This window comes from Halorientalis regularis, assembly GCF_023698535.1.
Classification (GTDB): Archaea; Halobacteriota; Halobacteria; order Halobacteriales; family Haloarculaceae; genus Halorientalis; species Halorientalis regularis.
In genome coordinates, this window is the sequence record NZ_JALJCL010000005.1 from 169,571 (window position 1) to 188,061 (window position 18,491).

18 protein-coding genes are annotated in these 18,491 nt (G+C 68.5%); 12 read left to right on the top strand and 6 right to left on the bottom strand.

Annotated features, from left to right (window positions below; translation table 11 throughout):
* Positions 1 to 57: 57 nt before the first annotated feature.
* The 3 genes from MU521_RS08275 (at position 58) to MU521_RS08285 (ending at position 2,188) form a co-directional block, all read left to right on the top strand.
* The gene (locus MU521_RS08275) at positions 58 to 861 is read left to right on the top strand and encodes an N-acyl homoserine lactonase family protein (RefSeq protein WP_092690354.1); all 804 of its coding nucleotides are present in this window, start codon (positions 58 to 60) and stop codon (positions 859 to 861) included.
* 127 nt (positions 862 to 988) lie between these two features.
* Positions 989 to 1,708, top strand: a complete 720-nt coding sequence (locus MU521_RS08280) for a DUF4396 domain-containing protein (protein WP_092690782.1) — start codon at positions 989 to 991, stop codon at positions 1,706 to 1,708.
* A 45-nt stretch (positions 1,709 to 1,753) separates the two neighbouring features.
* Positions 1,754 to 2,188, top strand: coding sequence for a PaaI family thioesterase (locus MU521_RS08285; protein WP_092690351.1), 435 nt, complete (start codon positions 1,754 to 1,756; stop codon positions 2,186 to 2,188).
* A gap of 22 nt (positions 2,189 to 2,210) precedes the next feature.
* Here MU521_RS08285 and MU521_RS08290 read toward each other — a convergent pair whose 3' ends face one another.
* Positions 2,211 to 2,939: an SDR family NAD(P)-dependent oxidoreductase gene (locus tag MU521_RS08290; protein WP_092690348.1), complete on the bottom strand. Its 729-nt coding sequence runs from the start codon at positions 2,937 to 2,939 to the stop codon at positions 2,211 to 2,213.
* A 153-nt stretch (positions 2,940 to 3,092) separates the two neighbouring features.
* On the opposite strand from MU521_RS08290, the gene MU521_RS08295 reads away from it, so the two are divergent.
* Positions 3,093 to 4,649 (top strand): GMC family oxidoreductase, encoded by a 1,557-nt coding sequence (locus MU521_RS08295; protein ID WP_175452820.1) that lies wholly within the window; start codon positions 3,093 to 3,095, stop codon positions 4,647 to 4,649.
* A gap of 102 nt (positions 4,650 to 4,751) precedes the next feature.
* Here MU521_RS08295 and MU521_RS08300 read toward each other — a convergent pair whose 3' ends face one another.
* Positions 4,752 to 6,125, bottom strand: a complete 1,374-nt coding sequence (locus MU521_RS08300; RefSeq protein WP_092690346.1) for a cryptochrome/photolyase family protein — start codon at positions 6,123 to 6,125, stop codon at positions 4,752 to 4,754.
* Between the two features lie 82 nt (positions 6,126 to 6,207).
* On the opposite strand from MU521_RS08300, the gene MU521_RS08305 reads away from it, so the two are divergent.
* On the top strand, positions 6,208 to 6,684 hold the full coding sequence (locus MU521_RS08305) for a hypothetical protein (protein ID WP_092690343.1): 477 nt from the start codon (positions 6,208 to 6,210) through the stop codon (positions 6,682 to 6,684).
* Positions 6,685 to 6,687: 3 nt separating this feature from the next.
* Here MU521_RS08305 and MU521_RS08310 read toward each other — a convergent pair whose 3' ends face one another.
* Complete coding sequence (locus tag MU521_RS08310; protein ID WP_092690341.1) at positions 6,688 to 7,824, bottom strand: site-2 protease family protein; 1,137 nt, start codon at positions 7,822 to 7,824, stop codon at positions 6,688 to 6,690.
* Between the two features lie 125 nt (positions 7,825 to 7,949).
* Between MU521_RS08310 and MU521_RS08315 the strand changes: the two genes are divergently transcribed.
* Entirely contained in the window at positions 7,950 to 8,750 is an 801-nt protein-coding gene (locus tag MU521_RS08315) for a hypothetical protein (protein ID WP_092690338.1), read from the top strand.
* A gap of 6 nt (positions 8,751 to 8,756) precedes the next feature.
* Here MU521_RS08315 and MU521_RS08320 read toward each other — a convergent pair whose 3' ends face one another.
* Positions 8,757 to 9,764, bottom strand: a complete 1,008-nt coding sequence (locus MU521_RS08320) for an NADP-dependent oxidoreductase (protein WP_092690335.1) — start codon at positions 9,762 to 9,764, stop codon at positions 8,757 to 8,759.
* Positions 9,765 to 9,925: 161 nt separating this feature from the next.
* Between MU521_RS08320 and MU521_RS08325 the strand changes: the two genes are divergently transcribed.
* Positions 9,926 to 11,557 (top strand): methyl-accepting chemotaxis protein, encoded by a 1,632-nt coding sequence (locus MU521_RS08325; protein WP_092690333.1) that lies wholly within the window; start codon positions 9,926 to 9,928, stop codon positions 11,555 to 11,557.
* A gap of 57 nt (positions 11,558 to 11,614) precedes the next feature.
* Complete coding sequence (locus MU521_RS08330) at positions 11,615 to 12,226, top strand: VOC family protein (protein ID WP_092690330.1); 612 nt, start codon at positions 11,615 to 11,617, stop codon at positions 12,224 to 12,226.
* On the opposite strand, the gene MU521_RS08335 is transcribed toward MU521_RS08330, so the two are convergent.
* A complete protein-coding gene (locus MU521_RS08335; protein ID WP_092690327.1) occupies positions 12,223 to 13,329 on the bottom strand; it encodes an NADH:flavin oxidoreductase/NADH oxidase in 1,107 nt (368 codons plus the stop codon). The genes MU521_RS08330 and MU521_RS08335 overlap by 4 nt on opposite strands.
* A gap of 111 nt (positions 13,330 to 13,440) precedes the next feature.
* Between MU521_RS08335 and MU521_RS08340 the strand changes: the two genes are divergently transcribed.
* On the top strand, positions 13,441 to 14,046 hold the full coding sequence (locus MU521_RS08340; RefSeq protein WP_092690324.1) for a class I SAM-dependent methyltransferase: 606 nt from the start codon (positions 13,441 to 13,443) through the stop codon (positions 14,044 to 14,046).
* A gap of 99 nt (positions 14,047 to 14,145) precedes the next feature.
* Positions 14,146 to 15,282 carry an acyl-CoA dehydrogenase family protein gene (locus MU521_RS08345; RefSeq protein ID WP_092690322.1) on the top strand — a complete coding sequence of 379 codons (1,137 nt, stop codon included), beginning with the start codon at positions 14,146 to 14,148 and terminating at the stop codon, positions 15,280 to 15,282.
* Positions 15,283 to 15,352: 70 nt separating this feature from the next.
* On the opposite strand, the gene MU521_RS08350 is transcribed toward MU521_RS08345, so the two are convergent.
* Positions 15,353 to 16,087, bottom strand: coding sequence for an NAD(P)H-binding protein (locus MU521_RS08350; RefSeq protein WP_092690320.1), 735 nt, complete (start codon positions 16,085 to 16,087; stop codon positions 15,353 to 15,355).
* A 565-nt stretch (positions 16,088 to 16,652) separates the two neighbouring features.
* On the opposite strand from MU521_RS08350, the gene MU521_RS08355 reads away from it, so the two are divergent.
* Positions 16,653 to 17,858, top strand: coding sequence for an MFS transporter (locus MU521_RS08355; protein ID WP_092690777.1), 1,206 nt, complete (start codon positions 16,653 to 16,655; stop codon positions 17,856 to 17,858).
* 32 nt (positions 17,859 to 17,890) lie between these two features.
* Positions 17,891 to 18,262: a DUF7322 domain-containing protein gene (locus MU521_RS08360; protein ID WP_092690317.1), complete on the top strand. Its 372-nt coding sequence runs from the start codon at positions 17,891 to 17,893 to the stop codon at positions 18,260 to 18,262.
* Positions 18,263 to 18,491 lie beyond the last annotated feature (229 nt).

Genomic DNA, 18,491 nt, shown 5'->3' on the forward strand with positions numbered 1-18,491 from the left:
CATACGCACACGAGCCGGGAGACGAAATTTTAACACGTCACGCTCGCATCCACGGCCATGGTAGACGCGACGGTCACGGTCGTCGACCGGGGTTCGGTCCGTTCGGACGTGAACTACATCATCGAGGGGTTCTCCGTCGGCACCGCCACCGAGCCGAACCCGGACACGGTGATGGGCGACGGCGCGGTGTACAATCTGGTGATCGATCACCCCGAAGCGACGATCCTCTGGGACACCGGCTCCCACCCCGAGGCGGGAGAGGGTCACTGGCCCTCAACCCTCTACGACGCCTTCGAACACTACGACGCCGACGAGTACCCGCTGCCGGACGCGCTGGCGGCGGTCGGTTACGCCGTCTCGGACATCGACGCCGTGATCCAGACGCACCTCCACATCGACCACGCCGGTGGCCTCCACCACTTCGACGGGACCGACGTTCCCATCTACGTCCACGAGGCCGAACTGAAACACGCCTACTACAGCGCGAACACCGACGCCGGCGACGACGCCTACGTCGCCGCGGACTTCGATCACGACCTGAACTGGGCAGTGATCCACCGCGACCGGACGGAACTGTTCGAGGGCCTCGAACTCCTCCACCTGCCGGGCCACACGCCGGGCCTGCTGGGAGTGAAACTCGACCTCGACGGGTTCGGCACCGCGATCCTGGCCGGCGACGAGGTGTTCACGCGGGCCAACTACGACGGCGAACAGCCCATGGGCGGACCGATGCTCTGGAGCAAACGCGACTGGTTCGAGAGCCTGCAGTTCCTCAAAGACCTCGCGCGCCGGACCGACGCCACCGTCTTCTGTGGCCACGACAGCGACGACGTGGAACGGCTGCGTGAGGAGTTGCCCTGAACTTTGGTTTCCGAAGCAATGGGGCGAACTCGCTTCGGAGTGACAGCCACAACTGCATAGAGGCACCACCGTCAATGGTGTGATCGACGGCAGTGCGGTCGGCGCTCGACGTATCCAGGAGGGCAACATGAGTCTACTCACACGGATCGAACGCGCGCTCGAACCGGCGCGACAAGTACTGACGCCGATCCTGTCCGATCCGCGGTTGCTGGTCGGCTGGGTGGTCGTCGTCGCGGCCGCGGTCGTCGTTCTGTGGTGGGACCTCCGCGAGCGCAACGAGGCCCTCCCCTCGCTCATGAAGGGGGTCTGGACGCTCGTCGTGTTGTACTCGGGCCCGTTCGGGCTGGCCATCTACTGGGTCTCCGGCCGGACACAGATCAGTCGTGACTCGCTGTGGCGGCGCGGCCTGCGCTCGACCGCCCACTGTTACTCGGGCTGTGGAGCCGGCGAGATCGTCGGCATCACCCTCGCGCAGGCGATTCTGGGTCTGGTGGTCGGCTGGGTCGCCGCCGTCACCTTCGGCTTCGCATACCTGTTCGGGTTCGGTCTCACGGTCGGCCCGCTGCTGCAGGAGGGCGTCGGGTTCCGCGACGCACTCAGCGACGCCCTCTACAGCGAGACGCCCTCGATCACGATCATGGAGGTCGTCGCCATCGGGTCGGACCTGTTGCTGGCCGCCAGCGCCCACGTGACCGACGTGCTGTTCTGGTTGGCGCTGTCGCTGTCTCTGTCGCTGGGCTTTCTCGCGGCGTTCCCTATCAACGTCGCGCTCGTCCGGTTCGGGGTCAAAGAGGGGATGCAGAACCCCGCCGAGATGGGCAACGGGGGCGCGCAGGCCGCGGACTGAGGTGCGACCGGGCCGTTTTTGCCCGACCCGCGTCTGTGACGGGCCATGTCGGACCACTACCGGAAACTGGAGGCGATGTACCACGGCTCGAACGTCAACGACCACGTCCCCGGCGAGCTGTCCATCCGGGAGGGCGAGGCCACCCTCGAGATCCCGGTCGACGAGGAGTACCACCACGCCCTGGGGGCAGTCCACGGCTCGCTGTACTTCAAGGCGCTGGACGACGCGGCCTTCTTCGCGGCCAACTCGCTGGTCGAGGACGTGTTCGTGCTGACCACCGATTTCAACCTCTATCTCGAACGACCGGTCTCGGAGGGGACGATCACCGCGGAAGGGCGAGTGCTGAACGACAACCCCAGCCAGTTGATCGCGGGCGCGGTCGCCACCGACGACGAGGGCAACGAGCTGGCCCGCGGGACGGGCACCTTCAGGAAGAGCGACGTGGAGTTGACCGAGGATATCGGCTACGCACTGGATTGAGCGAGATCGGCGCTCGACCCGCTCAGCGGAACAGCCGGCGTTTCAACACGTCGGGCATGTAGTCGATGAGTTTCGCGACCAGCACCCACCGACGCGTGATGAACGCGTGCCGGCGTTTCTTCTCGATGGCGCGGTGGATCTGTTCGGCGGCGGTTTCCCGGTCGGCCTTCCAGAAATCACCGCCAGCGAGGTCCGTGTCGACGTACCCGGGTTCGACGGTCGTCACGTCCACGTCGGCGTCGATACGGCCCGCCCGGTAGCGCAGGCCCTCCAGGTAGTTCGAGACGAAGGCCTTCGAGGCACTGTAGGCGGGCCACTCGCCGTTGCCAAAGCGGGCCGCGACGGAGGAGAGGCCGACGAGGTGGCCGTGGCCCTGCGTCTCGAAGCGGTCCATCGCGGCGGTCGCCAGCGCGGTGAATCCACGGACGTTCGTGTCCACGGTATCCCGTTCGGGCTCCCACTCCAGATCGGGGTTCTCGAACGCCACGCCAGCGTTGAGAACGACCACGTCGACCCCGCCCATCGCGTCGACGACCTCGTGGAACGTCTCCCGGGCCGCGTCGAGGTCGGTCACGTCCATGCGTGCCACGTACGCCTTCGTCGGGAGGACCCGGCCCAGGTCCTCCAGCAGCTCCCGGCGGCGGGCGGTCAGGCCCACGTCACAGCCCGCGTCCGCGAGTTCGCGCGCCAGCGCCTCGCCGATGCCCGAGGAGGCCCCCACCACCATCGCTCGCTGTCTCGCCTCAGTCATACCCGGGATTCCGACGGGTCGCCACATTACTCCTTGGGGTCAGTCCTGCCCCGCCCGGCACCGCCACCGTCCCACACCGATGCCAGCACTCGGCTTGTGGATTGAGACTTGTTACCATCCATCTTTAATAGTTAATCGCCCATGTAGCGTGTCATGGGAACCACCCACACCCACGACTATATCGTGGTCGGTGCCGGGTCGGCCGGTTGCGCGATGGCACACCGTCTCTCGGCCGACGGGGACGCCGACGTCCTCTTGCTGGAAGCCGGGCAGCCGGACGAGAAAGACGAGATTCACGTCCCCGCGCTGTTCGGGGAGCTGTTCAAGAGCGACGTGGACTGGGAGTACTACACCGAGCCACAGGCGGAGATGGGCGACCGGGAGCTGTACTGGCCCCGCGGGAAGGTGCTGGGCGGGTCGAGTTCGATCAACGCGATGATCTACATCCGGGGCAACGAACTCGACTACGACACCTGGGCCGAGCAGGGTAACGAGGGCTGGGGGTACGAGGACATGCTGGAGTACTTCAAGCGCGCCGAGAACTTCGAGCCCGGGGCCGACGAGTTCCACGGCGAGGGCGGGCCGCTGAACGTCGCCGGCCCGATGGACCCCCACCCGACCTCGGCGGCGCTGATCGAGGCCGCCGAGTCCGTCGGCATCCCCCGCAACGACGACTTCAACGGGGCCGAACAGGCGGGCGTGGGCTACTACCACGTCACCCAGGAGGACGGCGTGCGGTGTAGCGCGGCCGCGGCCTACGTCAAGCCGGCGATGGAACGTGACAACCTGACCGTCGAGACGGGCGCACAGGTCACCGAGGTCACCCTCGAGGGCGGCCGGGCGACCGGTGTCGTCTACGAACAGGACGGCGACCGCCACGAGGTCGCCGCCGACGGCGACGTGATCCTGAGCGCCGGCGCGGTCAACTCCCCGCAGTTGCTCATGTGCTCGGGGATCGGTCCCGCCGACCACCTCGCCGACCACGGCATCGACGTACAGGTAGACCTGCCCGGTGTCGGCCGGAACCTGCAGGATCACCTCTTCGCCTTCACCGTCTACGAGCGAACCAGCGGCCCGCCCGAGCCCGCGGCGACGACCAACATCGCCGAGAGCGGCGGGTTCGTCCGGACGGAACCCGATCTGGACGCGCCGAACCTCCAGTTCCACTTCGCCCCCGTCTACTATATGGAGCACGGCTTCGCCAACCCCGAGGAGGGGATGGGCTTCTCCATCGGTGCGACGCAGGTCCGCCCGGAGAGTCGCGGGCGGATCACGCTTTCCTCGGCGGACCCGTTCGACGACCCGGTGATCGACCCCCGATACTTCAGCGAGGATCGGGATCTCGAGGTGATGATCGAGGGCGTCAAACGCTCGCGGGAGATCGCCCAGGCCGAGCCGCTCGACGAGTTCCGCGGCGAGGAGGTCTGGCCCGGCGAGGACGTCCAGACCGACGCCGAGATCAAGGAACACGTCCGCGAGACGGCCCACACCGTCTACCACCCCGTCGGCACCTGCAAGATGGGCGACGACGACATGGCCGTCGTCGACGACCGCCTGCGCGTCCACGGCGTCGACGGGCTCCGCGTCGTCGACGCGTCGGTCATGCCGACGATCAGTAGCGGGAACACGAACGCACCGACCATCGCCATCGCGGAGAAGGCCGCGGACATGATCGCCAGTGACCGGGCGGTGCCCGCCGGCGACGACTAGAGGGATGGTCGTAGCCATCCGGAAGGTTCGGAGTCGATCCTTCGGCACTGTCGATCCGTTTTGTCGTGACGAACGGGTGCGCTTCCACGACGATCCCGACAGCTACCGCTTGCCAAGCGCCTCCTCGAACACGCGCTGGGCGCGTTCGTACCCCTCGTTGCGGTCGACGATGGGGTCGGGGTAGTCCGGGGCCAGCTCGTCACGTTCTGCCGGCGGGAGGGTCGGCCAGTCGACGACCTTCTTCGCCGGGACGTCCTGCAGTTCGGGAACGTACGCCTTCACGAAGTCGGCGCCGTCGTCGTACTTGCTCGTCTGGCTCACGGGGTCGAAGATGCGCACGTCGACGGAGTCGGTCCCCGTCGAGGCGATCCACTGCCAGTTGCCGTGGTTCGAGGCCGGGTCGTGGTCGATCAGCTGTTTCGTGAAGTAGCGGGCACCCTTGCGCCAGTCGATCAACAGGTGTTTCGTGAGGAAGGAGGCGACGACCTGCCGGGGGCGGTTGTGGACGTACCCCTCCTGATTCAGCTGGCGCATTCCGGCGTCGACGAGGGGGTAGCCCGTCTCGCCGGCCTGCCAGGCCGCGAAGTCCTCGGGGTCGTCGCGCCACGCGATGTCGTTCGGCATCGATTCGTAGTTCTCGACGGGCAGGTCCGGGTTGTAGTGCAGGAGGTGGTAGTTCTGTTCCCGCCAGGAGAGTTCGTACCGGTACTTCGAGACGTTGCGCCGGTCGGGGCCGTCGACGGCGTCGTGGATCTCGGTGGCGTCACGCCACAGTTCCCGGATGCCGATCATCCCCGCGGCGAGGTACGGCGACATGCGCGAGACGGCCTGTGTCGGGCGGTCGACGGCCGCGGCGAGGTCGTCCCGGGTGTCGCTGTAGCTGTAGATGCCGTCCTGGAGGAACGCGTCGTATCGCTCGCGGGCGGCGTCGTAGCCGGCCGTCGGGAGGTCGATGTCCGGGTCGACCGCCGGAACGTCGCCGTCGTCGGTCACGTCGGCGAGGTCGGCCGGGTCGGGCTCCGGTGCGGGGTCGTGTTTGGGCACCGCCTGCCAGTCGTCGTGGAACTGGCTGTGGTTGGGGTAGGCCCGGTCCAGGCGGCCGGGGTCGACAAGCACGTGGTCGGTGTGTTCGGCGGTGTCGGTGTCCAGCGCCGCCCGGACCCGCCGGGTCCGGTTCCGGCGGGCCGCCCGGTAGTGTTCGTTCCAGGTCACGCCGTCGGCGTCGAACTCGCTGGCGAGCGCGGGGAGGACCGACTCGGGGTCGCCGGTCCGGACGACCAGATCGCTCCCAAACTCGCGGTAGCGCTCGCGCAGTCGCTCGACGCCGCGCAGGAAGAAGGCCTGCTGACGGTCACCGACGGCGTCGAACAGATCTCCGTCGACGACGAAGACGGGGACGACGGTGTCGGTCGCGGCGGCGGCCAGGCCGACGTTGTCACGGGTGCGCAGGTCGCGGCGGTGCCAGAACAGACGCATACGCGTGCCAGGGCCTGAGACGGCTTGGGAGCTTCGCTCCCGAACGGGAACGCCGAAGTGGTCGCGAGCCTCAGGAAGGGGTATGGAACCGCTGGTCGCCACACCGTCGCTCGCGGTACCGCTTCGACTCGTCGTCGGCGTCGTGGCGGGGGTGATCGCCACGCTCGGGATGGACGGCGTGATGGCACGCCTCCCGGAAGGCATGACGCCGCCACAGGTCGCCGCGGGCGTCCTCACCGACCGCCGGCCCGCGGACGCCCACCCACGGCTGGCCGCGGTCGTCCACTACCTCGCCGGGGGGGCCAGTGGGCCGCTGTTCGTCACCCTCCTGCTGTTCGGGGAGGGACTGCTCGGCGCGTCCGCGAGCACGTACCTGCTCACGACGGCGATCATGTACCTCGCCATGGTCGGCTTCTTCGTCGTGGTCGTCCTCCCGCAGTCGCGGGGACTGACACGCGCTCGGGTCGAGCGAACCCGCCTCGACTGGGCGCTCTCGGCGGCAGTCTACCTCGCGATTCTGGTGCCGCTCGTCGCCATCGGGTCGGGATTCCTCCAGTAGCGCTCAGAACCCGGTGACGGAGATGGGAATCGGCGTGAACGTCAGGGCGGCCAGCACGAGTGTGGCGGCCGCGACCGCTCGACGACGGGAGTCGACCGGGCTCGGGTCGAGCGGTTCGGCCCCGCCGATTCGGGTGAAGAGCAACGCCAGAAACGCCCAGAACCCCCAGAGGACGGCGACCATCGTGGCACTCTCGACGACGTAGACGTACGCCGCCAGCCCGAGCAGGCCGACGGGCACCAGTAACTGTGCGGTGTCGAGGTACTCGCCGATCAGCGCCCGGAGGACGTGCGCGCCGTCGAGTTGGCCCACCGGGAGCAGGTTCAGGAAGGTGACGAACGCGCCGACCCAGCCGCCGATGACGACGGGGTTGGCGATCAGCGACGGATCGCTGTAGTAGAGCTGTTCGCCTAGCAACAGGGCGATGCCCTGGATCAGCGGCGGGTACCCCAGCTGGTACTGTTGGGCGAAGGAGGTGCCGGCGGCGGCCCCCACGTCGACGGGGGGCAGGGAGACACCGACCGCGGTGACGACGACGGTCGCGGCGAGGCCGGCCAGCGGACCGGCGACGCCGATGTCGAACAGCGCCCGGCGACTGGGAATATGATCCCGCATCCGGATCACCGCCCCCAGCGTCCCGAGGACGTTCGGAATCGGGATGAAATAGGGCAGGGAGACCTCGACGCCGTGGTAGCGCGAGAGGACGTAGTGGCCGAACTCGTGGACCGCCAGCACCGCAAGGACGGAGAGTGCGAACGGCCAGGCCCCGAGCAGGGCGGCGGGACCGCCTTCGAGGGAGAACCCGTACCATCGAGCGCCCGCGAACAGGGTCGTCGCGACCGTGAGGCAAAACAGCCCGACGTTGGTCCAGGGGATGCCCTCGACGCCGGGGGATCGTTCGGTCGCCACCAGGACGTGTTCGCCGGTTTCACGGGCCAGTCGGACGCGGTAGCCCCGTTCGCGAAAGCGCGGGGCGAGTTGCTGGACGACGGTGTCCTGGGCGGCCATCGGTTCGCCGTAGTACCGGGCGTCCCCGTCGGCGATCTCGACGTCGTAGACGCGGAACGTCTCCGACAGCGATTCCGGGTCGGGAAGCTCCGACGGCAAGGCCGCTGGCGTCGACGACGAAGGGGTCGACATCGACGGGTCTAGGGCCGCGAGCACTAAATACCTGTTCGCCCGCGAGCGGTCGGTTCCGCCAGGGAGGCAGCGGCTGTGCGCGGTCGCCCCGTGCGTTCATGTCGATCCAGCCCTAACCGTGGGCGATGGTACACACACCACGACCCGACCCCGAACCGGTCCTGTCGGACCTCCGCGACCGCGGGTTCGAGGTGACGCGCCTGTCCGGTGACGGGCCCGCCGCCGTCGCCGTCGACGGTTCGGCACCCGACGCCGTCACGGATCGGCCGCTGGCCGTCGAGCCACTCGCCGGCCGGCGCGGCGTCGGCGGCCGGTCGGCGCTCGGCGGTGACACGCTCGCGCTGACGGTGGTCGCCCGCCTCGCGGCCGCGGCCCGGGACGGACAGGCGACGCTGTTCGTCGCGGCCCCCGAGACCGCCGCGGCGGTCCGTGCCCTCCTGGCCGATCCGTTCCTGTGCCGGGCCAGCACGGACGGGCACCGGACGTTCTACACGGTTCCCGACCGGATCATGTTGTCCGACGACAGCTACGCGTGTGTCGAGGCCGACGAGACCGTAACCTGGCGGGAAGAACCCACGGGTTCCGGCCCCGACGCGGACGAGACCGGCGACCGGAGACTCGTCTGCGCGGCCGACGGCACGGTCCGGGTGGCGCTCGAATCGGTCGACTCGCTCCGCTGTCCCGGGCCCGATCCGGCCGCGTTTCCCTACCGGTACAGCCGCGGTGACGACAGGCAGATGCACCTCGCCGGTCACGGGCGCGAGATCGGGAGATTCAGCGGCGTCGCCGCGATGAAGGCCCGCGGCTATCGACCTGTGCCGCTGCCGCTCGTCCCGGAACACCACCTTCGCGAGAACGCGCGTCTGGCCCGGGCCTGGACGGTGGCGACGGTCACCGACGGCTCGGTCCGGTACGACACCGCCTGAGGTCCGTCACTCGATTTTGACGAGTTGTTTGCCGATGTTGACGCCGTCGAACAGTCCGAGGAAGGCCTCGGGCATGTTCTCGAAGCCTTCGGTGACGGTCTCGCGGTACTGCACGTCACCGGTCTGGACCCACTCGGCCAGCTGTTCGGTCGCTTCGCCGAACCGGCCGGCCCAGTCCCGGACGAGCAGGCCCTCGACGCGGGCGCGGGTCTCGATCAGCCCCGCCAGCTTCCGGGGCCCCATCGGTTGCTCGGTGGCGTTGTACAGCGAGATCTGGCCACAGACGGCGACGCGGGCCCGGACGTTGAGGTGGGCGAAGGCGGCGTCGGTGATCTCGCCGCCCACGTTGTCGAAGTAGGCGTCGACGCCGTCGGGGCAGGCCTCCCCGACCGCGGCGTAGAGGTCGTCCGCTTCCTTGTAGTTGATCGCGGCGTCGAAGCCCAGTTCCTCGGTGAGCCAGTCGGTCTTCTCGTCGGCACCGGCGATGCCGACCACGCGAGCGCCCGCGAGCTTGCTGATCTGGCCGACGACCGATCCCACCGCGCCCGCCGCGCCCGAGACCAGCACGGTGTCGCCGGGTTCGGGTTCCGCGACTTCCAGCGTCCCGAAGTAGGCCGTCCGGCCGGGCATCCCCAACACGCCCAGCGCCGTCGAGACGGGCGCGAGGTCCGGATCGACGGGCTGGAGGTCGTCGCCGTCGGCGGCGGTGTACTCGGCCCAGCGGAGGTTGCCCGTGGCTACGTCGCCCTCCTCGAAATCCGGGTGGTTGGACGCGACCACGTCGCCGACGACGCCGGCCTGCATCACGTCGCCCACGTCCCACGGTTCGGCGTAGGACTCGGCGTCGCGCATCCGGCCGCGCATGTACGGGTCGACCGAGAGATACCGGGACTCCACGAGGACTTCGCCGTGGTCCGGTTCGGGAATTTCCGATTCCCGGAGCTCGAAGTTGTCCATCGTCGGTTCACCTGTCGGACGACTCCCCAGAATCCACTGCCGGTTGGTGCCAGCCATGACTCACCGGGACGGGCGTCTCCCTGTTGAGTGTTCGGGTCCGCGGCTCGCCAGCTATCCCCAGCGTCCGTGAGATTCGGTATCACCCATGATAACCGCGTGCGAGCGTTTTAGAGGGTGCGACCGGGTAGAGAGATAGCATACACTGGTGTTTTCGAGCTATGACAGCCACACGTTCCACGAGCGGTTCGGAGCGGATCATGACCTGGTTCGGGTCGATCGCGGTCCGGATCGAACAGTACTTTCCGGCCGTCATCCGGCGGAACCTCGGAGCGCGGTTGCTCGGCATGGCAGTCCTGTCGCTGGGGGTCAGTCCGTTCGTGTTCGGGCTGACCATCGGGGACCCGTTGCTCGCCGCGCTGGGAGTCTCTGTCGTGACGATCCTCACCGGCTTTCTCGCCTACGCGGAGATGTACCACTCGCTGGTCGTCCTCGACCGGAAGGTCGGGGAGGTCGACGACGGGAACTACGACATCGACTTCGACGTGGACCGCCACGACGAGATCGGGCGCGTGTTCGACTCGCTCGAACGGACCGCGGAGTCCCTGGGTGAGACCATCGAGGAGTCGGAGGAGGCTCGCGAAGAGGCCGAAGACGCCAGCAAAAGGGCACGAGAGGCACAGGCAGACGCCGAGCAGGCTCACGAGGAGGCCGAAGCCCTCGCGGCCGACCTCGAATCCCGCGCCCGCGAGTTCGGCGCGGTCATGGCGGCGGCCGCCGACGGCGACCTGACGCGCCGGCTGAACACGGACCAGGACAACGAGGCGATGGCCGAGATCGCGACCGCGTTCAACGAGATGGTCGTGCAACTGGAAGAGACGATCGTCCGCATCCGGGAGTTCGCCGTCACGGTCGACGAGGAGAGCGGGACTATCGCGACCGAGACCGACCGCGTGACCGACACCAGCCAGTCGGTGAGCGAGACGGTCGAGCGGATCGCGGAAGACGCGGGGCGCCAGCGCGAGAACGTCGGGCAGGCCGCCGACGAGTTGACGAACCTCTCGGCGACCATCGAGGAGGTCGCGTCCGCGACCGACGAGATCGCCGACCAGTCCGAGGCCGCCGCCACGCTCGGCGAGGCGGGGCGCGAGCGGGCGGACGAGGCGGTCGAGACGATCACCGCTGTCGGCGAGGCCGCCCGAACGGCCGTCGAGGAGATCGAACAGCTCCGGACCGAGATGGACGAGATCGAGTCTATCATCGACCTGATCGACGACATCGCAGAGCAGACGAACATATTGGCGCTGAACGCCTCCATCGAGGCCGCTCGCGCCGGCGAGGCCGGCGAGGGGTTCGCCGTCGTCGCCGACGAGGTGAAAGATCTCGCGGAGGAAACCGCCGACGCGACCGAGGAGATCGAGGGGCTCATCACGGACGTCCAGACCGCGACCGAGACGGCGGTCACGGACATCCGCAGGGCCGACGACCGCATCGACGAGGGCGTCGCGGCCGTCGAGGAGACCGCCGAGACGCTGGGCGAAATCGTCACGTACATCGAGGAGACAAACGACGGTGTCCAGTCCATCGCGACGACGACCGACGATCAGGCGGCCTCCGCCGAGGAGGTCGTCGCGATGGTCGACGACGTGGGGACCATCAGCGAGGAGACCGCAACACGGGCCGACGAGGCCGCCGACGCGACCAGCGAGCAGACGACCGCCATCACCGGCGTGCGCGACGACGTGACCGGCCTCTCCGAGCGCGCCCGCGATCTTCGTGATCTGCTCGACGGCTTCACCGTCACCGACGGCACCCAGTCGGGCGGTCGCATCGAGGGCGTCCTCACGGACTGATCGAGGAGTTCCGGACTCGGCGACAGGCCCAAGCGGCTCCCGCCGCTACACGGTTGCATGACTGACGACACGCCCGACGTAACCGCGGACCTCCCGGACAGCCCGATCCACACCACCGGCACCGACCACATCACCTTGGTCGGCAGCAACGAGGAGGACACCATCGCGTTCTACCGCGACCTGCTGGGCATGCCCTTGGTCCTCCGCCAGCCCAACCTCGACGACCCCTCCTCGACCCACCTGTTTTTCGACACCGGCGACGGGCGGATCATCACCTTCTTCGTCGGCGACCGGCCGTCGAACCAGCAACCCCCACGGGCCGGCGTCGGCGGCGTCCACCACCTCGCGCTGTCGATCGACCCCGAGCGGTTCGTCGAGATCCGCGAGGCCCTCGACGACGCCGACCGGCACTACAACGAGTTCGATCGGGGCATCTTCCACTCGCTGTACACCCGCGATCACAACGGCTTCCTGCTGGAACTGTCGACGGACAAGTTCTCCATCCCCGACGAGCGGAAGGGCGAGGTGCTGGCGACCGCCCAGCGCATCCGGGAGGAGGCCGGCGCGGACTTCGCCCGCGAGGAAGACGTGGAGGCGGCGCTGAACGAACTCGGCATCGAGTACGAGAAGGTCGAACTCCCCGACGCGTCGAGCGGGTCGGAGCTCTAGAACGCCCGGTAGTACTGCGGCGGTACGTCAACTTCGTCCTCCCGTCCCAGTTTCTGCGCAGCGTGCAGCGTGAAGTACGGGTCCCGAAGATGCTCGCGGCCGACGATAGCGAGGTCGGCCCTGCTATTTCGCACGAGGGAATCGGCCTGTTCGGGCGTCGTGATGCCGCCGACGGCACCGATCTTCAGATCCTCGGAGGCCGCATCACAGCCCTCTCTCACCCGGCGGCCGTAGCGGATCTGGTAGCCCGGGCCGCCCGAGGGGATCTGCTGGTCGGGGTGGATGCCGCCGGCGGACACGTCGATCAGGTCGACGCCGGCCTCGCTGGCGCGGTCGGCGAAGCGGATCGAGTCCGCGACCGTCCAGGACTCACGGTCGGGGAGCCAGTCTGTCGCGGAGATGCGGACGAAGACGGGCTTGTCGTCGGGCCAGACCTCGCGGACGGTCTCGATCACTTCCAGCGGGAACCGGACGCGGCCGTCGAAGTCGCCGCCGTACTCGTCGTCACGGGTGTTCGTGACCGGCGAGAGGAACTCGTGGAGGAGATAGCCGTGGGCGGCGTGGACCTCGGCGATCTCGAACCCCGCGTCCAGCGCGCGGCGGGCGGCGTCGGCGAAGGCCTCACGCACGTCGGCGAGGTCGGCCTCGGTCATCGCCCGTGTCGGCGGCGCGTCGTCCTCGTAGGGGTAGGGCTGGTCGGTCGGTGCGACCGTTTCCCAGCCGCCGTCGTCGGGCTGGAGCGGGTCGTGCCCATCCCAGGGGCGGGACGTTGCGGCCTTCCGGCCGGCGTGGGCCAGCTGGATCGCCGGAACGGAGCCCTGCTCGCGGACGAAATCGGTGATCTCGGTGAGCGCGTCGGCGTGTTCGTCGCTCCAGATGCCCAGGTCTTCGGGGGAGATCCGGCCACGCGGCTCGACGGCGGTGGCCTCGGTCATCACGACGCCCGCGCCGCCGACAGCGCGACTGGTCAGATGCTGGAAGTGCCAGTCCGTCGCGAGTCCGTCGCGGTCGTCACAGGAGTACTGGCACATCGGCGAGACCATCACGCGATTCGGCAGCGTTGTTTCCGACAGCGTCAGCGGCGTAAAGAGATCGTCCGTCATCACGGACCGAACACAGTGCCGGCTCAAGTCCCCCGCGCTCGCGGCGAGACGGGCCGGTTCCGGAACCGTCGACCCCGGTCCTTCACGGTCCCGGCGGCCCTCGCTTCGAGCATGCCAAGCTGGGACGAGCGGTTCCGCGCGGGCGAGTACCCACAGGACCCCGACCCCGATCCGTTGCTCGAACGCGCCGTCGACGCCTTCCCCGAGGGCCGAGCGCTGGACGTGGCGACCGGCACCGGCCGCAACGCCGTCTTCCTGGCGAGCGAGGGCTACCGGGTCGACGCGCTCGACCAGTCCCGGGCGGGGCTGGAGATCACCCGCGAGAACGCCCGCGAGCGCGGCGTCGCCGACCGCCTCGAACTCGTCCAGACGGACGTGCCGAGCCACGCCTTCCCCGAATCGCGGTACGCGGTGATCACGATCAGTTTCTACCGGGCGCTCGACCGCCTCGCCGACATCACGGCCGCGCTGGAACCCGGCGGCTACCTGTTCGTCCAGCACCACCTCCGGACCACGGACGCGGTGGAGCGAGGGCCCAGCACGGATCGGTACCGCTTCGCCGCCAACGAACTCCTGCGGGCCTGTCTGGATCTCACGGTAGTCCACTACGACGAGCGCACCGAGCGCCGCGACGGCCGCCGCGGGGCTACGGTCCGCGTGCTAGCCCGCAACTCCACCGGCCAGCGCCAGTCCTACCCGGAAATCCCGTCGCCCTGAAAAAGGGGTTATTTACACACATCTTCGTTCCCGAGTGTATTCTTAACACCGTAATCTGTTCCCGGAATATATTTTACAGGACAGCCATTATGATGGCGTATGTCGTTCCAGCTATCGGACGAACACCGCGCGATCAGGAAGGCCGTTCGGGACTTCGGCGAGGAGGAGATAAAGCCCGTCGCCAAGGAACACGACCAGAACAAGGAGTATCCGGAGGAGATTCGCCGGAAGGCCGCGGAGGCCGACTTCGTCGCACCGAACATCCCCATGGAGTACGGCGGCGCGGGGATGGACCTCCTGTCTTCGATCATCGTCACGGAAGAACTGTGGCGGGCCGATCCGGGCATCGGGAGCGCGGTCGGCTCCGCCGGCTTCGGGACGGACATGATCGTCGAGTACGGCGACGAGTGGATGAAAGAGGAGTACCTGCCGTCCATCGCCAACGGTGACTCCGCGTCCTGTTCGATGATCTCCGAGCCCGCCCACGGTTCGAACGTGGCGGGCATCGAGACCCACGCCGAGAAAGACGGCGACGAGTGGATCATCAACGGCAACAAGATGTGGATCACGAACGGTACCGTCGCCGACGTGGGCGTCTGCATGACCAAGACCACACCCGGCGAGGGCCACGGCGGCATCACCGCCTTCCTCGTCCCGATGGACACCGAGGGTGTCCAGACCGAGAAGATCGACAACAAGCTCGGCATCCGCGCCTCGGACCTGGCGGAGGTCATGCTGGACGACGTGCGCGTGCCGGAGGACAACGTGATCGGCGAGGTCGACAAGGGCTTCTACCAGCTGATGGACTTCTTCGCCTCCGGTCGGACCAGCGTCGCCGCCCAGGCCGTCGGGGCCGCCGAGGGCGCACTCGACGCCGCCATCGAGTACGCCAGCGAGCGCGAGCAGTTCGGTCAGACCATCGACGAGTTCCAGGCCATCCAGCACAAGCTCGCCGAGATGGCGACCAACGTCGAGGCCGCCCGCTCGCTGACCTACCGCGCGGCGAGTACGGTCGAGGCCGGTCGCGACCAGACCGCCGCGAAGTTCGCCAGCATGGCGAAGCTCTTCGCCTCCGAACACGCCGTCGACGTGGCCGACGAGGCCATCCAGGTCCACGGCGGCGCGGGCTACGTCACCGACCACCCCGTCGAGCGCTACTACCGCGACGCCCGGATCACCAAGATCTACGAGGGCACCAGCGAGATCCAGAAGAACATCATCGCCGACCGGCTCTGATCCGCCGGCAACTGGTCCATACCCCTTCTTTCGACACCGCCCCAAAGCCACGCGTCCGGCGACCGCCGAGTCAGCCGTCGACCACCTCGACGCTGATCTCCTCGGCTCTCGCCCGCGGGAGTCGCCAGTCGATAGCCAGCCCCACCTCGCGGTGTGACGGCGTCGCCACGGCTTCGAGTGTCCGGTCGGCGGCCGCGCCGGTGTAGGGAGCCGCGGCCATCAGTCGCGCCACGTCGGCCCGGGAGACAGAGCCCCACAGACCTGTGTCCGCCGGCGCGACGGTCACGTCGTCGGTCCGCCGGCCGTTCGTCAACACGCCCGGCCGGAGGATGGTGTGGCGGACTGGGGCCGCCCGGATCGCGGCCTCGGCGCGGGCCTTGGCGTCCTGGATCGGCCCGATGGCCGCGTCGAAGAGACGGGCCAGCACGCTCCCGCCCTCGCCACCGACCCCCAGGGCCGACTCCATGACGAACGCCTCGGCTCCGGCGTCGACGGCCGCCTCCAGCAGGGCGATAGTGCCCACCCCGTCGACGAATTGCTCGGCCGTCAGCACGGCGCTCGGCGTCGATCCGACCGCCGAGAGGACGACGTCTACCCCCTCGACGGCCGCGTCCAGTCCGGTCTCGGCGAGCAGGTCGCCGACGACCACCTCGTCGGCCCCCCAGGCCCGCAGGCGGTCGGCGTTCGATTCGTCGCGGGTCAGCGCCCGGACCGTCGGGTCACGGCCGTCGAGGAGTCGGAGGATCTCGCGCCCAGTTTCGCCGCTGGCCCCTGCCACCAGGACGGTCGCACGGTTCTCGTTCATATCCGCCGTAGGGGCCCGAGCTTCAAGATTCACTCGGCGGCCTGCGCCCGTTCCTCGGCGGCAACGGCGAGATCCCCGGCGAGGAGCGCGAGGGCGCGGACAAGAGCGACGACCCTCGCTCCTCGTCACGACTGGCGACGAGCGCGAGTGCGGTGACCGCCCCGGTGAGGGCGCCGTCGAGGGAGGCCCGGCGCCGTGCTCGACGCAGTGACATACCGCCGACTACGGTGTCGAGTCGCAGAAAAGTACCGGTAGTTGAACGCGTTACGAGCGTTCGCAGGCGTTCCGGAAGCCGCGTTCACAGAGGAGTTTTCGTGCGATGCGTCGGTCGGCGTCGCGATAGTCCGTCCGGCAGACGAGACAGTGCTGTTCGGACATAGCGTATCAAGATACAGGGGCGCGAGACACAAAAGTGGACGCTAACCCGTCACAAACCGGGTTACACGGGAGTAACGTGAACGTGGGGCAGGTCAGAGATGGGAGGAAAGTCGTACGTACCAAGAGGATCCAGAGCGCACGGGTCGACGTGACGGACGAGTCTCTCCTGTCGGGCTACGGCGGTCGGATGCTCGGCAGTCTCGCGCTGGCCTGGGCCGTGCTCCAGCTCGGCCGATTCCTGCTCTCGCCGCTCCTGCCCGCCATCATCGACGACCTGGGCATCACGACCGTGACCGCCGGGTTCGTCCTCGGGGGCTTTCAGGCGGTCTACGCGGTCGTCCAGTACCCCAGCGGCCGTCTCTCGGACCGGTTCTCGCGAGCGGCCCTGATCGTCCCCGGCCTCGCGGCGCTGACCCTCGCTTTCTTCCTGTTCGCGTGGTCGGTCTCGCCCCTGTTTTTCGTCGGCGGTGCGCTCCTGCTGGGAATCGGGAAAGGGCTCTACGCGGTTCCCTCGCGGGCCCTGCTGTCGGATCTGTTCGTCGAGCGCCGCGGCCAGGCGCTCGGCCTGTACGCCGCTGGCACCGACGCGGGCGGCGTGCTGGCCTCGATAGCGGCGCTGATCGTCACCGGGAGCGCGGCCGCCGATCTCGGGCCGGTCGGCGGGTTCGTCCCCACGGTGCCGGGACTCTCGTGGCGGGCACCCTTCCTCCCGGTGGCCGTGGCGCTGTTCGTGCTGGGCGTGGTGTACGTCCGCTGGAATCGCGACCCTTACGACCTGGGACGGATGGACCTGGGCCTCCGGGAGACGGTCCGGCGGCTCTCGACGACGACCGCCCAGCGGGAGGCGCTGATCGCCTTCGCCCTGTTTTTCTTCGTCGTCGGCGCGTGGGTCAACTTCCTGCCGACTTACCTCGCACAGGGGAAGGGGATGAGCGAATCGCTGGCGGCGGCGCTGTTCGCCGTCGTGTTCCTCGTCGGCGTCTGGGCGAAACCGCTCGCCGGACTGGTCTCCGACCGGGTGCCACGCCGGGCGGTCGGCGTCGCCGGCCTCGCGCTCGCCGTCGCGGCGCTGGTCGGCGTCGTCGTGGCGTCGCGGCTGTGGGTCGTGATCGGTGCCATCGCGCTGTTCGCGCTCGGGTACAAGGCGCTCTTTCCCGTGGCCGACGCCGTGTTGCTGGACGCCGCCCCCGACGACAACACCGGCGGCGACCTCGGGGCCGCCCGCGCCCTCTTTCTCGGCGTCGGGGCCCTGGGGCCGGTCTACGTGGGCTCGGTCGCGGCCGCGGCCGACTACACCGTCGCCTTCGTCGGGCTGGCGGTCTGTCTACTCGTCGCCGCCGGCCTGCTGGCCCGGGGCCTGCTCCGGACACGGACGACAGCGTCGTCGGCATGACAGCTATACCCGCGGCCACCCTACACGGATGTATGTTCGGTGAGACCTGGCCGGACGAACCCGACCCGCCATTCCCGGAGTCCGTCGATCCCTTCCCCGCCTACTCGGAACCGGTTCCCGAGGAAATCGGTCGCAGAGCCCGTCCGGACACCGGTTCGGATCGTGCCTACAGCCGCGACCGCGAGGTCGTCGCCGCCGTCGAGAGCGGCTATCTCGGGCTCGTCGCGGTGTTCCGGGTCGGCCTGTTCGCGCTCGCGCTTGGCGCGTACCTGCTCGCCTTCCGCGGTGGCGGGTACTACGCACAGGTCATCACCGCCACCGGGCTCGTGACCTGCGTCTACGGCGTCCACCGCTACCTGGTGTACCGGCGGGTGCTGGCGGAGGGCGGACCGCCGGGGGAGTGAGCGTCTGCGATGCGGAGCAGACCGTGACTCCATTAGTATCTGCCAGAGGGAAGCCGCTGAATACAGAGTGTGAATGCAGCACCGAGGAACGCAAATATTCACGGTGACCGCGTAGTCGTGATCCCCAGACAGAAATCGTTCCTGTCACCCTGCCATCGAAGACGGTGGTACAAACACTGACGGTCACCTACAGAGTAAATCGGAGTGACAGCTAACAGACAGAACGTAC

What these genes read in the sequence shown, in the direction of transcription:
- MU521_RS08310 (WP_092690341.1), bottom strand. Translation starts at nt 7,824, where the DNA reads ATGTCGACCCCTTCGTCGTCGACGCCAGCGGCCTTGCCGTCGGAGCTT.
- MU521_RS08325 (WP_092690333.1), top strand. Translation starts at nt 9,926, where the DNA reads ATGACAGCCACACGTTCCACGAGCGGTTCGGAGCGGATCATGACCTGG.
- MU521_RS08345 (WP_092690322.1), top strand. Translation starts at nt 14,146, where the DNA reads ATGTCGTTCCAGCTATCGGACGAACACCGCGCGATCAGGAAGGCCGTT.
- MU521_RS08290 (WP_092690348.1), bottom strand. Translation starts at nt 2,939, where the DNA reads ATGACTGAGGCGAGACAGCGAGCGATGGTGGTGGGGGCCTCCTCGGGC.
- MU521_RS08305 (WP_092690343.1), top strand. Translation starts at nt 6,208, where the DNA reads ATGGAACCGCTGGTCGCCACACCGTCGCTCGCGGTACCGCTTCGACTC.
- MU521_RS08320 (WP_092690335.1), bottom strand. Translation starts at nt 9,764, where the DNA reads ATGGCTGGCACCAACCGGCAGTGGATTCTGGGGAGTCGTCCGACAGGT.
- MU521_RS08280 (WP_092690782.1), top strand. Translation starts at nt 989, where the DNA reads ATGAGTCTACTCACACGGATCGAACGCGCGCTCGAACCGGCGCGACAA.
- MU521_RS08285 (WP_092690351.1), top strand. Translation starts at nt 1,754, where the DNA reads ATGTCGGACCACTACCGGAAACTGGAGGCGATGTACCACGGCTCGAAC.
- MU521_RS08275 (WP_092690354.1), top strand. Translation starts at nt 58, where the DNA reads ATGGTAGACGCGACGGTCACGGTCGTCGACCGGGGTTCGGTCCGTTCG.
- MU521_RS08360 (WP_092690317.1), top strand. Translation starts at nt 17,891, where the DNA reads ATGTTCGGTGAGACCTGGCCGGACGAACCCGACCCGCCATTCCCGGAG.
- MU521_RS08335 (WP_092690327.1), bottom strand. Translation starts at nt 13,329, where the DNA reads ATGACGGACGATCTCTTTACGCCGCTGACGCTGTCGGAAACAACGCTG.
- MU521_RS08340 (WP_092690324.1), top strand. Translation starts at nt 13,441, where the DNA reads ATGCCAAGCTGGGACGAGCGGTTCCGCGCGGGCGAGTACCCACAGGAC.
- MU521_RS08330 (WP_092690330.1), top strand. Translation starts at nt 11,615, where the DNA reads ATGACTGACGACACGCCCGACGTAACCGCGGACCTCCCGGACAGCCCG.
- MU521_RS08355 (WP_092690777.1), top strand. Translation starts at nt 16,653, where the DNA reads ATGCTCGGCAGTCTCGCGCTGGCCTGGGCCGTGCTCCAGCTCGGCCGA.
- MU521_RS08295 (WP_175452820.1), top strand. Translation starts at nt 3,093, where the DNA reads ATGGGAACCACCCACACCCACGACTATATCGTGGTCGGTGCCGGGTCG.
- MU521_RS08315 (WP_092690338.1), top strand. Translation starts at nt 7,950, where the DNA reads ATGGTACACACACCACGACCCGACCCCGAACCGGTCCTGTCGGACCTC.
- MU521_RS08300 (WP_092690346.1), bottom strand. Translation starts at nt 6,125, where the DNA reads ATGCGTCTGTTCTGGCACCGCCGCGACCTGCGCACCCGTGACAACGTC.
- MU521_RS08350 (WP_092690320.1), bottom strand. Translation starts at nt 16,087, where the DNA reads ATGAACGAGAACCGTGCGACCGTCCTGGTGGCAGGGGCCAGCGGCGAA.